This window comes from Dactylosporangium sp. CA-139066, from assembly GCF_050936175.1.
GTDB lineage: Bacteria > Actinomycetota > Actinomycetes > Mycobacteriales > Micromonosporaceae > Dactylosporangium.
Genome location: NZ_JBNJNH010000001.1, coordinates 5,421,893 through 5,435,976 on the forward strand (window position 1 = coordinate 5,421,893; position 14,084 = coordinate 5,435,976).

The 14,084-nt window shown below is 72.3% G+C and carries 11 protein-coding genes; 8 read left to right on the top strand and 3 right to left on the bottom strand.

What is annotated here, in order from left to right:
* The first annotated feature begins 84 nt into the window (after window positions 1-84).
* From ACQEVU_RS24860 to ACQEVU_RS24880, 5 genes are read left to right on the top strand one after another with little or no spacing between them, the layout of a single operon-like run.
* Window positions 85-1,386, top strand: coding sequence for an extracellular solute-binding protein (locus ACQEVU_RS24860; protein WP_433327451.1), 1,302 nt, complete (start codon window positions 85-87; stop codon window positions 1,384-1,386).
* Window positions 1,383-2,255, top strand: coding sequence for a carbohydrate ABC transporter permease (locus ACQEVU_RS24865; RefSeq protein WP_433327453.1), 873 nt, complete (start codon window positions 1,383-1,385; stop codon window positions 2,253-2,255). Before ACQEVU_RS24860 ends, ACQEVU_RS24865 begins: the two co-directional genes overlap by 4 nt.
* A complete protein-coding gene (locus ACQEVU_RS24870) occupies window positions 2,252-3,064 on the top strand; it encodes a carbohydrate ABC transporter permease (protein WP_433327455.1) in 813 nt (270 codons plus the stop codon). Before ACQEVU_RS24865 ends, ACQEVU_RS24870 begins: the two co-directional genes overlap by 4 nt.
* Window positions 3,065-3,085: 21 nt before the next feature.
* The gene (gene yicI / locus ACQEVU_RS24875) at window positions 3,086-5,422 is read left to right on the top strand and encodes an alpha-xylosidase (RefSeq protein WP_433327457.1); all 2,337 of its coding nucleotides are present in this window, start codon (window positions 3,086-3,088) and stop codon (window positions 5,420-5,422) included.
* A gap of 15 nt (window positions 5,423-5,437) precedes the next feature.
* Window positions 5,438-8,356 (top strand): glycoside hydrolase family 3 C-terminal domain-containing protein, encoded by a 2,919-nt coding sequence (locus tag ACQEVU_RS24880; protein WP_433327459.1) that lies wholly within the window; start codon window positions 5,438-5,440, stop codon window positions 8,354-8,356.
* Between the two features lie 48 nt (window positions 8,357-8,404).
* On the opposite strand, the gene ACQEVU_RS24885 is transcribed toward ACQEVU_RS24880, so the two are convergent.
* A complete protein-coding gene (locus ACQEVU_RS24885; RefSeq protein WP_433327461.1) occupies window positions 8,405-9,679 on the bottom strand; it encodes a hypothetical protein in 1,275 nt (424 codons plus the stop codon).
* A 136-nt stretch (window positions 9,680-9,815) separates the two neighbouring features.
* Between ACQEVU_RS24885 and ACQEVU_RS24890 the strand changes: the two genes are divergently transcribed.
* Window positions 9,816-10,586 carry an aminotransferase class IV gene (locus ACQEVU_RS24890; RefSeq protein WP_433327463.1) on the top strand — a complete coding sequence of 257 codons (771 nt, stop codon included), beginning with the start codon at window positions 9,816-9,818 and terminating at the stop codon, window positions 10,584-10,586.
* Between the two features lie 195 nt (window positions 10,587-10,781).
* Here ACQEVU_RS24890 and ACQEVU_RS24895 read toward each other — a convergent pair whose 3' ends face one another.
* Window positions 10,782-11,354, bottom strand: coding sequence for a helix-turn-helix domain-containing protein (locus ACQEVU_RS24895; protein WP_433327465.1), 573 nt, complete (start codon window positions 11,352-11,354; stop codon window positions 10,782-10,784).
* 47 nt (window positions 11,355-11,401) lie between these two features.
* On the opposite strand from ACQEVU_RS24895, the gene ACQEVU_RS24900 reads away from it, so the two are divergent.
* Entirely contained in the window at window positions 11,402-12,199 is a 798-nt protein-coding gene (locus tag ACQEVU_RS24900) for a class I SAM-dependent methyltransferase (protein ID WP_433327467.1), read from the top strand.
* 28 nt (window positions 12,200-12,227) lie between these two features.
* A complete protein-coding gene (locus ACQEVU_RS24905) occupies window positions 12,228-13,445 on the top strand; it encodes a D-alanyl-D-alanine carboxypeptidase family protein (RefSeq protein ID WP_433327469.1) in 1,218 nt (405 codons plus the stop codon).
* Here ACQEVU_RS24905 and ACQEVU_RS24910 read toward each other — a convergent pair.
* Window positions 13,435-14,052, bottom strand: coding sequence for a hypothetical protein (locus tag ACQEVU_RS24910; RefSeq protein ID WP_433327471.1), 618 nt, complete (start codon window positions 14,050-14,052; stop codon window positions 13,435-13,437). The two genes, ACQEVU_RS24905 and ACQEVU_RS24910, sit on opposite strands and share 11 nt — an antisense overlap.
* Between the last annotated feature and the right edge of the window lie 32 nt (window positions 14,053-14,084).

The window sequence follows — 14,084 nt, forward strand, 5'->3', positions numbered from 1 at the left end:
TCCGTAACCTGCGGTCGAAGCGCTTCGACAAGAATCTGAACAAACCCCTCGGAAGCTCCCAACACCCCACCCCCAGGAGCAGACGTGTTCACGCGCATCCACCGCGTCGCCATCGCCGCGGCCGCCATACTCACCCTCGCCTCGGCCGTCGCCGCCTGCGGCGACGGCAACCAGGACACCGGCGACGGCAAGACCCTCAAGCTCTGGCACTACGAGGGCGAGACCAGCGCCATGGGCATCGCCTGGAACGAGGCGATCAAGCAGTTCGAGGCCTCGCACCCGGGCGTCAAGGTGACGTTCGAGGAGAAGAGCTTCGAGCAGATCCGCCAGAGCGCCAACATGATCCTCAACTCCAACGACGCGCCGGACGTCATGGAGTACAACAAGGGCAACGCCAGCGCCGGGCTGCTGTCCAAGCAGGGCCTGCTCACCGACCTGACCGCCGAGGCCGACAAGCGCGGCTGGTCCAAGGCGCTCACCCCCGGCCTGGCCACGACCGCCCGCTACGACCAGCGCGGCGTCATGGGCAGCGGCAAGTGGTACGGCGTGCCCAACTACGCCGAGTACGTGATGGCGTACTACAACAAGGACCTGTTCGCGAAGTACAACGTGCAGGTCCCGGCCAGCGTCGCCGAGCTCGAGGCGGCGATGGACACGTTCAAGCGCAACGGCGTCACGCCGCTGTCCGTCGGCGGCGCCGAGTACCCGGCCCAGCAGATCTTCTACCTGCTCGCGCTGAGCAAGGCCGACCGCGCGTGGGTCGAGGACTACCAGCTGTACAAGAACAAGGTCGACTTCCACGGCCCGGAGCTGACCTACGCGGCGAACACGTTCGCCGACTGGGTGTCGAAGGGCTACATCGACAAGAACTCGGCCGGCATCAAGGCCGAGGACATGGGCGTGGCCTGGGAGCAGCAGAAGTACCCGATCATGATCTCCGGCAGCTGGTGGTACGGCCGGATGGTCAAGGAGGCCAACTTCCAGTGGGGCACGTTCCTGTTCCCGGGCACGAAGCTGCACCCGGGCTCGAGCGGCAACCTGTGGGTGGTGCCGGCCAAGGCGAAGAACAAGTCCCTGGCGTACGACTTCATCGACATCACCATGAAGCCCGAGATCCAGAACCTGCTCGGCAACTCCGGCGGCATCCCCGTCGCCGCGGACACCTCGAAGATCACCGACGCGAAGAGCAAGGAGCTGATCGCCAACTTCGACGCCATCACCAAGGACGACGGCATCGCCTTCTACCCCGACTGGCCGGCCCCCGGCTACTACGACGTCCTCGTCGCCGGCGTGCAGAAGCTCATCAACGGCTCGGCCAAGCCCGACGCCGTCCTCGACGAGATCGCCAAGCCGTACAACGACAACCGGGCGAACGTCGGCGGATGATGAACCGCAGAGGGTACTGGCCGTTCCTGCTGCCCGGCCTCGTCCTGGTGGTCCTCGTCGTGGCGGTCCCGCTGCTCATGACGGTCGGCACCAGCTTCACGCAATGGTCCGGCGTGGGTTCCCCGCGCTGGACCGGCCTGGCCAACTACGACCGGCTTATGCACGACGAGAACTTCTGGAAGTCCTTCCGCAACATCGTGCTGATGATCGTCGCGATGGCGGTGGTGCCGACCCTGCTGGGGCTGTTCCTCGCCGCCGTGCTGTTCGACTACGTGGCGCCGCGCCTGGGCGATCGCACCGCCCGGGCGCTGCGCTCCGGCCTCTACCTGCCGCAGGTGCTGCCCCTGGCGGTCACCGGCATCGTGTGGGGCTGGATCCTGCACCCGAGCTACGGCGCGCTGAACACGGTCCTGGCCAAGGTCGGGCTCGGCGGGCTGGCCCGCAACTGGCTCGGCGACGACCGCTACGCCCTCTACACCGTCATGGCCGTCATGGTGTGGGTGCAGATCGGCTACCCGGTCGTGATGTTCATGGCCGGGCTGGCCCGGGTCGACCCGGAGCTGTACGAGGCCGCCTCCCTCGACGGGGCCGGCTGGTGGCAGCGCTTCACCCGCATCGCCGTGCACCAGATCCGCCCGGAGATCGCGGTCGTGCTCATCACCACGACCATCGCCGCCCTGAAGGTCTTCGCCCAGATCTTCGTGCTGACCCGCGGCGGGCCCGGCAACGCGACCCTCGTGCCGTCCTACTTCGCCTACCAGAACTACTTCGAGCGGGCCGACGTCGGCTACGCCTCGGCGATGTCCAGCGTGCTGACGGTCCTCATCGTGGCGCTGACGTACGTCTTCATCCGGGTGCAGCCGCGATGAGACGCTGGTTCGTCCTCGCCGCCCTGCTGGTCGTCGTACTGCTGGTGCTCGCACCGTTCGCGCTGATCGTGCTCAACGCCGTCAAGACGCCCGCCGACTACGCCGCCGGCGGCCCGCTCGCCTGGCCCCACCGCCTGACGGTCGACGGGATCACGGCGTTCTGGCAGCGGGTGTCGTTCGGCCAGAAGCTCGCCAACAGCGCCCTGATCTCCGGCTGCGTGGCCGTCCTCGGCGTGCTCTTCTCGCTGTTCAACGCCTACGCGCTGGGCATCGGCCGGGTCCGCGGCCGCAACTGGTTCCTCGGCGCCTTCCTGCTGGCCAACCTGGTACCGCAGGAAGCGCTCATCTACCCGCTGTACTACATCGCCAAGCAGCTCGACCTGTACGACACCCGGCTGGCGGTCATCATCATCTTCACCGCCATCCAGTCCGCGTTCGGCACATTCCTGCTCTCCGGCGTCCTCGCCGAGTTCCCGCCGGAGCTGCTGGACGCGGCCGCGATCGACGGCGCCGGCCGGCTGCGCACCCTGCTGCGCGTCGTTGCCCCGGTCAGCCGCTCGACGCTGGGCGTGCTGTTCACGTTCTTCTTCGTCTGGACGTGGAACGAGCTGTTCATCCCGCTCATCTTCCTCATCTCCAACGACAACCAGACCGTCCCCGTCGCCCTCGGCGTCCTGCAGGGTGAACGCATGATGGACGCCACCACGACCAGCGCGTCGGCGCTGCTGGGCATCGCCCCCGCGGTGCTGTTCTTCCTCGTCTTCCAGCGCACCCTCACCCGCGGCGTCACCGCGGGTGCGGTCAAGTAAGCACCACACGATGGAGCCCGCATGAAGTTCAACGACGGGTACTGGCAGCTGCGCCCCGGCGTGGAGCCGCTGTACCCCGTGCACGTCCGCGACGTCGAGATCGGCGCCGACCGGCTCACCGTGTACGCGCCGAGCAAGCGGGTCGCCGAACGCGGCGACACCCTCAACACCCCGCTCATCACGGTGCAGTGCACGTCGCCGGCCCCGGACGTGATCGCCGTGCGCATCGCCCGCTACACCGGCGGCGTCGACCGCGGCCCGCACTTCCGCATCGAGGCCGACCCGGCCGCCGCGCCCAAGGTGACCCGCGACGAGGACCACGTCACGTTCACCTCCGGCGAGCTGTCCGCCCGGTTCGCGATCGAGGACTGGCGGGTGGACTTCATCGCCGGCGGCCGCGTGCTCACCGGCAGCCCGCGCAAGGCGATGGCGGCGCTGCGCACCCCCGACGGGCACTTCCTGCGCGAGCAGCTGGAGCTCGGGGTCGGCGAGAGCGTCTACGGCCTCGGCGAGCGCTTCGGGCCGCTGGTCAAGAACGGCCAGGTCGTCGACATCTGGAACGCCGACGGCGGCACGAGCAGCGAGCAGGCGTACAAGAACGTGCCCTTCTACGTCAGCAGCGGCGGCTACGGCGTCTTCGTCGACGACACCGGCCCGGTCTCCTTCGAGGTCGGCTCGGAGACGGTGTCGCGGGTGCAGTTCAGCGTGCCGGGGCAGATCCTGTCGTACCTCGTGGTGTACGGGCCGACGCCGAAGGACGTGCTGCGCAAGTACACCGCCCTGACCGGCCGGCCCGCGCTGCCGCCCGCGTGGTCGTTCGGGCTGTGGCTGTCCACGTCGTTCACCACCTCCTACGACGAGGCGACCGTGACGTCCATCGTGGACGGCATGGCGCAGCGGGGCCTGCCGCTGTCGGTGTTCCACTTCGACACGTTCTGGATGCGCGAGTTCCACTGGTGCGACTTCGAGTGGGACCCGCAGACGTTCCCGGACCCGGCCGGCATGCTGGCCCGGCTCAAGGCCCGCGGGCTGCGCATCTGCCTGTGGATCAACCCGTACATCGCGCAGCGCTCGAAGCTGTTCGCGGAGGCCGCCGCGGCCGGGTACCTGGTGCGGTACGACAACGGCGACGTGTGGCAGTGGGACCGCTGGCAGGCCGGGATGGGCCTCGTCGACTTCACCGACCCCGACGCCCGCGCCTGGTTCCAGGGCAAGCTGCGGGCGCTGCTGGACCTCGGCGTGGATGCGTTCAAGTCCGACTTCGGCGAGCGCATCCCCGTCGACGTGGTGTGGGCCGACGGCTCCGACCCGCTGCGGATGCACAACTACTACACCCACCTGTACAACGACGCCGTCTTCGAGGTCCTCCGCGAGCACCGCGGCGAGGGCGAGGCGGTGCTCTTCGCCCGCTCCGCGACCGCCGGCGGCCAGCAGTTCCCGGTGCACTGGGGCGGCGACTGCGAGTCGACGTTCCCGTCGATGGCCGAGAGCCTGCGCGGCGGGCTGTCCCTGGCGATGTCCGGGTTCGGGTTCTGGAGCCACGACATCGGCGGCTTCGAGGGCACCCCCGACCCGGCGGTGTTCACCCGGTGGATCCCGTTCGGGCTGCTGTCCTCGCACAGCCGGCTGCACGGCAACGAGTCCTACCGGGTGCCGTGGCTGTTCGGCGACGACGCCGTCGCCGTGCTCGGCGAGTTCACCCGGCTCAAGGCGCGGCTCATGCCGTACCTCTACGCCGCCGCGGTCACCGCCCACCGCGAGGGCGTGCCGGTCATGCGCCCGATGGCGCTGGAGTTCCCCGACGACCCGGCCTGCACCCACCTCGACCGGCAGTACATGCTCGGCGACAACATCCTCGTCGCCCCGGTGTTCAGCGCCGACGGCGACACCACCTTCTACCTGCCGGCGGGCTCCTGGACGGACCTGCGCAGCGGGGAGGAGCTGACCGGCCCGGGCTGGTTGCGGCGCCGGTACGGCATCGGCGACCTCCCGGTGCTCGTGCGGCCCGGCTCGGTCATCGCACTGGGGGCGCGCGACGACCGCCCCGACTACGACTACGCCGACGGCGTGACCCTGCGCCTGTACGCACCCGCGGACGGCTTCGCCGCGGTCGTCGAGGTCCCCACCCCCCAGGGCCGGCCCGCCGCCACGTTCACCGTGCGCCGGGCCGGTTCCGTCGTCGAGGTGCGCCGCGGCGGGAGCGCGGCGCCCTGGCGGGTGCAGCTGGCCGGCGTCACGACGGTGGCGGCCGTCGACGCCGGCCGGCTCGCTCCCGCGGACTCCTCCGTTGTTGGCCCATCCGGCGTCCTCATCGAGGCGGACGCCGGCACCGAGCAGGTGATCGTGCGCTTGCACTGAACCGGGAGGCACCGCATGGACGCGCGCATCCTCGTCACCACCGTCGCTCTTGTCGTCGCCGGTTCCGCCGTCTCCGCCGCCCCGCCACCCCCGGACTTCCGCAACCCGCGGCTGCCGATGCGGGTCCGGGTCGACGACCTCGTGAGCCGGTTGACCCTCGACGAGAAGATCTCGCTGCTGCACCAGTACCAGCCGGCGATCCCGCGCCTCGGCATCGGCCTGTTCAAGGCCGGCACCGAGGCGCTGCACGGCATCGCCTGGTCCAACGACTACCACCACAACGGCGACGTCGTCACCGCCACGGCGACGCAGTACCCGCAGGCGATCGGCCTGGCCAGCACCTGGGACCCGGCGCTGCTGACCCGCATCGGCTCCGCCGTCGGCGACGAGGCCCGCGACCAGCACGCCGCCAACCCCGACGTGTTCGGGCTCAACCTGTGGGCGCCCGTCGTCAACCCGCTGCGCGACCCGCGCTGGGGCCGCAACGAGGAGGGCTACAGCGAGGACCCGTGGCTCACCGGCCGGCTCGTCACCGCCTACGCCGGCGGGATCGCCGGGCCGGACCCGACCTACCTCAAGGCCGCGCCGACGCTGAAGCACTTCCTGGCGTACAACAACGAGGTCCACCGCGACACGACGTCCGCGTCGGTACCGCCGAGGGTGCTGCACGAGTACGACGAGACCGCGTTCCGCATCCCGCTGCAGGCCGGCGCCGCCACCGGCGTCATGCCGTCGTACAACCTCGTCAACGGCCGCCCCAACACCGTCAGCCCCGAGCTCGACGCGATCCGCGCGTGGAGCAACCAGCCGCTGTTCAACCCCAGCGACGCCTTCGCACCGGGCAACCTCACCGGGTCCGAGGCGTACTACGCCACCCAGGCCGAGGCCGACGCCGCCGCCATCAAGGCCGGCCTCAACAGCTTCACCCAGGACAACACCGACCCGGCCGCGACCGCCGCCGCCGTACACGCGGCGCTCGACCGGGGCCTGCTCGGCGTCGCCGACATCGACGACGCGGTGAAACAGAACCTGTCGCTGCGCTTCCGCCTCGGCGAGTTCGACCCGGGCGGCGGCCCCTACGGCAACGTCAAGGCCGATCTCGCCGCCGACCAGCGCCTCGCCCGCCAGGCCGCGGCCGAGTCGGCGGTGCTGCTGAAGAACGACGGCGTCCTGCCGCTGCGCCCCGGCGGCACCGTCGCCGTCGTCGGCCCGCTCGCCGACACCGTGTACAGCGACTGGTACGGCGGCAACATGCCGTACAAGGTGACCCCGCGCCAGGGCATCGCCGAACGGTCCGGCGTCTCGTTCAGCGAGGGCGTCGACCGCATCGCCCTCAAGCAGGCCGGCACCGGCCGCTACGTCACCGCGGCGGGCGCGCTGCTCGCCGCGACCGCGCCCGCCGCCGACCCGGCCGCCCAGTTCGACGTCTTCGACTGGGGCTCCGGCATCGTCACCCTGCGCAACGTCGCCAACGGCAGGACCGTCGGCTACAACTGGTCCGGCTTCGCCGCCGACCAGGCCCAGCCCAACGGCTGGTTCGTCCAGCAGCAGTTCGCCCTCGAGGCCCGCCCCGACGGCAACGTGGTGCTGCGCTACGCCGGCTACGAGTCCGCGTACGACTGGGCGCCGTCGTACCGCACGCCGTACGTCGTCGTGCAGCCCGACGGCACCCTCAACCTCGGCGCGGCCACCGCCGCCGAGGCGACCGAGTTCGCCCGCGAGACCCTGACCAGCGGCGTCGACAGCGCGGTCGCGGCGGCGAAGGGCGCGAGCGCCGCCGTCGTCGTGGTCGGCAGCATGCCGTTCATCAACGGCCGCGAGGACCACGACCGCGCGGACCTCGACCTCGCCGCCGGCCAGGAGGCGATCGTCCGCGCCGTGCGGGCGGCCAACCCGAACACGGTCGTGGTCGTCGAGAACAGCTACCCGACGGCGCTGAACTGGGAGCAGGCCAACGCCCCGGCGCTGCTGTGGACGAGCCACGGCGGCCAGGAGACCGGCCACGGCCTCGCCGACGTCCTCTACGGCGACGCGAACCCGTCGGGCCGGCTGACCCAGACGTGGTACCGCGGCACGGACGGGCTGCCGCCGATCACCGACTACGACATCATCGGCTCGAAGCGCACGTACCAGTACGACACCGGCGACACCCTCTACCCGCTCGGCTACGGCCTGTCGTACACCACCTTCCGTTACGGCCGGGTCTCCGTCTCCGCGTCCACAATGGACGAACGCGGGTCGGTGCGGGTCTCCCTCGACGTGACGAACACCGGCGCCCGCGCCGGCGACGAGGTCGTGCAGCTGTACACCCACCAGCGCACGTCCCGCGTCCCGCAGCCGGTCAAGCAGCTGCGCGGCTTCCAGCGGGTCCACCTGGCCCCGGGCGAGACGAAGCGGGTCACGTTCTCGCTCGCCGCGTCGGACCTGCGCTTCTGGGACGTCACCCGCGGCCGCTGGGTCGTCGAGGACGCCGTGCACGACATCCTGCTCGGCGCGTCGTCCGCCGACATCCGCGCCGCGGCCCAGGTGCAGGTGCGCGGCGAGACGATCCCGCCCCGCGACCTGCGCTCGGTGCGCGCGGAGAACTTCGACGGCTACCGGGGCACCACGCTGGTCGACGAGTCGAAGGCCGCGGGCACCGCGGTGTCGGCGTCGGCGGCCGGCCAGTGGCTGCGCTTCGCGGACGCGGACCTGCGCGGCAACCCGGCGGCGTTCAAGGCCCGGCTGGCGAGCCCGGCCGGCCCGGCGACGGTGCAGGTCCGCCTGGACGACCCGGTGAACGGCCGCCTCCTGACCACGGTGACGGTCCCGGCCACGGCGGACGCCTACACGTACGCCGACGTGACGGCAGCGCTGCCGCGCACGGGCGGCCGCCACGACGTCTACCTGGTCTTCGGCGGCCCGGCCCGGCTGTCGACCTTCTCGCTGCGCTGATGATCCGGACCGGCGCCGTGTTGTGGGGCGGCGCCGGTCCTCATCCGTTCAGTCGGTCTCGGGTGGCCGGCCGAGCATGACCGTCGGGGTGCCCTCGTAGTCGTCGACGATGTCGTGGGCCTCCGCGATGATCGCGTCCATGGCCGCCTCGGGCAGGTTCGGGTTGGACGCCGCCCCGCTCGCCGTCTCCGGGTCCTCGAGCAGCTCCAGGACCCGCGCGGCCGTCAGGCGCGGGTCGCCGGCGCTCCAGGCGCGCACCTGCGGATGCTCGTCGCGGCTGAGACGGTCGATCAGCGCCGGCGAGGCGTCCGGGTCGAGGTGCACCAGCGCCCGGATGCGCGGGTTCTCGTCGCCGGCCCGGGCGGCCAGGCCGCGGCGGGGGAAGCTCGGATGGCGCAGCATGTCGGGCGCCGTGATGACCCGCGACTCCAGGTACGTGGCCAGCACCAGGTCGCCGGGCACCTCGCGGTGGTTCTCGCAGAGCAGGAGGCGTACCGCAAAATCGGGATCGGCGGCGAGCACCTCGATCTGCGCCGGGCTCAGGTTCCGGTTGTACGCCACGCTGCGCCGCAGCCCGATGTGCGCCGACTCGACGCACCGGCGCAGCTCGTCCGGATCGTCGGTGGTCGCGGCCCAGCGCGCGGCACGAATGCGGTCGGCCGGGCGGACCTCGTAGTCGATCGCGGCCCGCTGTTGCTCGGTCAGCTCGCGGCGCATCGACACCGCCAGCCGGATCGACGGCACGGGATCGGCGGCCAGCCGCGCAACCAGCTCCGCCGGCAGCCCGGGCGCCCGCGCCGCCTCGAGCCGCTCGGCGGCGACCTCCGAGCGCGCCAGCGCCTCGAGATCCAGCTCCTGGGCCGCCGGCGGCGCCGGCGGATCGCGGAACTGCGCCGGCACCGAGTACGTCGAGCGCAGCGTCTCGAGCACGCGCTCGCTCGGATCGCCCGCCAGCCGTTCGTACGCCCAGTGCGGCAGCGTCGGCTCCCGCCGCTCCCAGTACGGCCGCCAGGACGGCCCGGTGATCGTCGCCGCGCGGACCGACGCCTCCGGGTCGTCGACCAGCCGCGCCCGCAGCGGCGGCGGGAGGCTGCCGGCCTCGGCCAGGTCGACCCGCACCTGGCGGTCCGGATGGGCGGCGAGGGTGGCGAACGCCTCCTCCGTCCAGTGTGGACGGGAGAACACGGAGATGCGGACCCTCTCGGGGTGTTCGAGGACCCGCAGCAGCCGCTCGCCGTGCAGCTCGGGATTGCGCGCGAGGCCCCGCAGCCGCGCGCGCCGGGGTTGGTTGTAATGGGCCATGAACGCGTCATTGACTCGCATCGCGCACTACCGTAGCCCGTTCGGCCGGTGAGTTGCCGCAAGGCGGCGGGCTCTCCGCCGAACAGCCTGCCTGCCGTCGCTGCTGGGCGGCGGCGTGGCCCTGCCGCCTTCGCCCGCACTATGGTGGGTGATCGTGATGACGGCGCCGATCCGGGTCGAGGTTGACGGCCGCGAACCGCACCTCGAAGACCTCTACCTCCCGCTCCTGACCGGTTACGGCCACTTCACGGCGATGCAGGTCCGCGGGTCGCGGGTCCGCGGCCTGGCGTTGCACCTGGCCCGGCTGTCCGCCGCCACGCGCGAGCTCTGGCGGGTCGAGCTGGACGAGGCGGAGGTCCGCGCCCGCGTGGCCCACGCGATCCGCGACATCCCGGACGCCGCGGTGCGCGTCCTGGTCTACCACTTCGACCGGCCCATGATCGTGGTCGTCGTCCGCCCGCCGTCGTCGCCGCCGGCGGGTCCGCTGGCGTTGCGCTCGGCGCGGTACGAGCGCCCGGCCGCGCACATCAAGCACCTCGGCGGGTTCGGGCAGGGCTACCACGCCGCGCAGGCCCAGGCGGCCGGCTACGACGATGCGCTGCTGGTCGACCACACCGGCGCGGTCGAGGAGGCGTCGATCTACAACGTCGGGTTCTACGACCGGGAGACGGTCACCTGGCCCACGGCGGCGCACCTGGCCGGCATCGCTATGCAGTTGTTGGCGGCGCGGCTGCCCGAGGCGGGGGTGCCGTCGCGGACCGCGCGGGTCGAGGTGGGCGACCTCGGCTCGTTCCGGGCCGCGTTCGTCACGAACTCGATCGGCATCACCGCGGTGGGCCGCATCGACGACGTGGCCTACGAGGTCGATACGAAACTCATGGACGCCCTGGCGCGGGCCGAGGCGGCCGTGCCGTGGGACGCGATTTGATCTTGGACTGACCTCGGGTTGCGCGCGCGTGAGTGAGGCGGCTGGCCGTGGTCTGGTGCCCCTCGTGAGGGCCGGGATCGCGGATCGTCAACGGCCGTGACGTGCTCGCCGTGGCGGCTTCCGCTTTCTCCCCGACGCTACACCACCCAGCCAAATCCCCGCCGTTTCCGCTCACGCACCGTGACATCGCGTCGCCTACGGTAAACGGCGCAGGTGGGTGCGGCGGCCGTCGTGGTCGAAGATGCCGAGCAGCTCCGCCGGGCCCTCGTGGGCGCCGAAGGCGTGCGGGACCATCGTCGAGAACTCCGCGGCCTCGCCGGACTGCACCAGGATCAGGCGTTCGGCCAGGCGCAACGCTATCGTGCCGGACAGGACCGTGAACCACTCCCAGCCGGGGTGGGCGCGCAGCTGGTCGGGGCCGGGGACCGGGCGGTCGATGCGCATCTTCGCCACCGTGGTGCCGCCGGGGCCGGCCTCGTGGCGCAGCGTCCACGTCGTCACGCCGCGCTCGGGCTCGTGTCGCGGGCGGATCACCACGTCGGCGTCGGCGGACTCCACCAGGGAGTCCAGCGTGGTGCCGAGGGCGCGGGCGATCGCGGTCAGCTGGTCCAGGCTGATGCGGCGGTGGCCGGTCTCGATGCGGCTCAGCGTCGACGGGCTCATGAAGCAGGCCGCGGCCAGGTCGTCCAGCGACATGCCCAGGGCCGCCCGCAGGCCGCGGATGCGCTTGCGGACCAGGGCGTCCAGCTCGCCATCGTCTTGCGTCATACGCAAGATAGTATGCGATCAGGGCAAGGCGCGGCTACCGTTGGGGCATGCCTCACGATCACCACCATCACGAGCACCACCACGACGGCCTGGCCGACATGCTCGACCTCGACGCCGTTGTGCTGCACGAGTTTCACGCCGGGATCGTCGCCTGGGTGCGCGAGCACGTGCCCGCACCGGGCACCGTCGTCGACATCGGAGCCGGGACCGGGGCGGGGACGTTCGAGCTGCTGGCGCAGTACCCGCAGGCGACCGTCGTGGCCGTGGACAGCTCCGAGGAGATGCTGCGCCGGCTCAAGCACAAGGCGCACAGCGACCGGGTGCGCACCGTGCTGGCCGACCTCGACGCCGGGTGGCCGGGGGAGCTGCCGGCGCCGGACCTGGTGTGGGCGACCAACTCCATGCACCACATGGCCGACCCGGTGCGCGTGCTGCGCGGCATCCGCGACGCCCTCGCGCCCGGCGGGGCGCTGGCGCTGCTGGAGATCGAAGGCTTTCCGCGGTTTCTCGGGCCGGGTGACGAGCTGGAGGAGCGCATCCACGCGGCCATCGCCCGGCGGCGGGCCGTCGACATGCCGCACCTCGGCGGGGACTGGGGCGCGGCGCTGCGCTCGGCCGGGTTCGAGATCCGGGCCGAGCGGCGGTTCACCGCCGACCTGAGCGAGCCGCCCCTGGAGGCGACGCGCCGCTACGCGCAGGCCTCGTTCGAGCGGGTCCGCGAGAACGCCGACCTCACCCCGGAGGACGTCAAGGCGGTCGACGCACTGCTCGAGGCGCTGCCGCGGCGCGACGACCTCACCGTGCACGCGGAGCGGCTCGGCTGGATCGCCGTCCGAGAGGCCTGATCGGTCCCGGGTCGGTAGGCTGCCCGGCATGGGAGACCGGCGTCTGCTGAGCGCCGCGCTGAGCGCGGCCCTGGCGCTGGCTCCCGTGCCGGTCGAGGCGCCGTCGCCGGCCGCCTCCGTGCCGTGCCCGTATGCGTCGATCCCCACCATCCCGCCCACGCCGGCCTCGCCCGAGCGCGATCCGGGTGCGCCCGTCGTCGGCGGGGAACGGATGGGGACCGCGGGGCTCGCCGTGCCCGACGGGGCCCCCGCGCCGCCGACGCTGTCGGCGATGTCGTGGGTGGTCGCCGACCTCGACACCGGCGAGGTGCTCGGGGCGTGCGCGCCGCACCTGCGCCGGCGGCCGGCCAGCGTGCAGAAGCTGCTGCTCGCCGCGACCGTCCTGCCCAAGCTCAGCCCCGACCAGGTCGTCGAGGCCACCGACGCCGACCTCGACCTGCCGGCCGACAGCTCCGCCGTCGGGATGATCCCCGGCGGGCACTACCCGGTCTCCACGCTCTGGTACGGGCTGCTGCTCGAGTCCGGCAACGACACCGCCAACGCCCTCGCGCGGACCGCGGGCGGCGACGGCGGGGTGCCGGCGACGGTCGCCGCCATGAACGCCGAGGCGCACCGGCTGGGCGCCGACGACACCCACGCGGTCACCCCCTCCGGGCTCGACGCGCCCGAGCAGTTCACCAGCGCCTACGACCTCGCGCTCATCGCCCGTGAGGACTTCGACCGGCCGGAGTTCCTGAAGTACGACACCGCGCCCACCTTCCAGTGGCCCGCCCAGCCGCCGAAGGACCCGAAGGGCTTCCAGATCCAGAACGAGAACAAGCTGCTGACCGAGTACGCGGGCGCGATCGGCGGCAAGACCGGCTTCACCGACGAGGCCCGGCACACGTACGTCGGCGCCGCCCAGCGCAACGGCCGGCGGCTGGTCGTCACCGTCATGGGCGCCGAGGTGGTGCCCGCCCGCGCCTGGAAGCAGGGCACGATGCTGCTCGACTGGGGGTTCGCGCGCCCGGCCGGCAGCGCCGTCGGCCGGCTCGTCACGCCCGAGGAGGCGGCCGCGCTGCACAAGCCGTCGCCGGCCGCCGCCACGGCCGCGCCCGCCGTCGCGGCGAGCGGCGACCCGGCGGCCAAGGCGTCGTCTGGGCGGACGGGTCCCGCCCTCGCGCTCGGCGGGGCCGGCGTCGCCCTGCTCGGCGGCGCCGCGTTCGTGTTCGTCCGGGCGCGCCGCCGCTACCGGGTCAGTTCTTGAGGATGCCGGTGACCGGCTGCCCGCAGGCCCGCTGGGCGTCCTTCATGTGGGCGTCGATGTTGCCCACCACGAGCACGACCTCCTGCACCGTGCCCTCGTCGCTCGCGGTGGTCGCGCCGGACTTCTTCAGCTCCAGCATCCGCATCAGGTCGTCGTAGAGGTTGTCGACGGCGTTGCGCAGCGCGGGGTGGACGATCAGCCGGTTGGCGGACCGGTGCATCTTGGGACCCATGTAGCCGATCGCGTACCCGTACGTGTCGGGCAGTTCGACGTCGGCGAGGTTCGGCGGCTGCGGCGAGTCGGGGCCGGTGACGGTGGCGAGCTGGTCGCAGATCCTCGACTTGGCGACGGCGCTGACGCCGTAGCCGGCGCCGGCCCCGCCCGCGGCGACCAGGACGGCGACGACGGCCAGCACCTTGCCGACGCCGCGCGAGCGGCGGGTGTGCGCCGGCGGCGGGAGGTAGGCGGCGGGGGGCGGGGTATGGGCCGGCACGGGCGGCGGCGGGGCGACCGGCGGGGGCGCCTCGAGGTCCACGTAGGTGGCGTACGGATTCGCTGAGCCGTGCTCCGGCAGGCGACGCGAAGGCGTATAGGGGTCGGCCGTCATGCGCGCTGTATCGGCCCGCCCGCGCCCGGCCT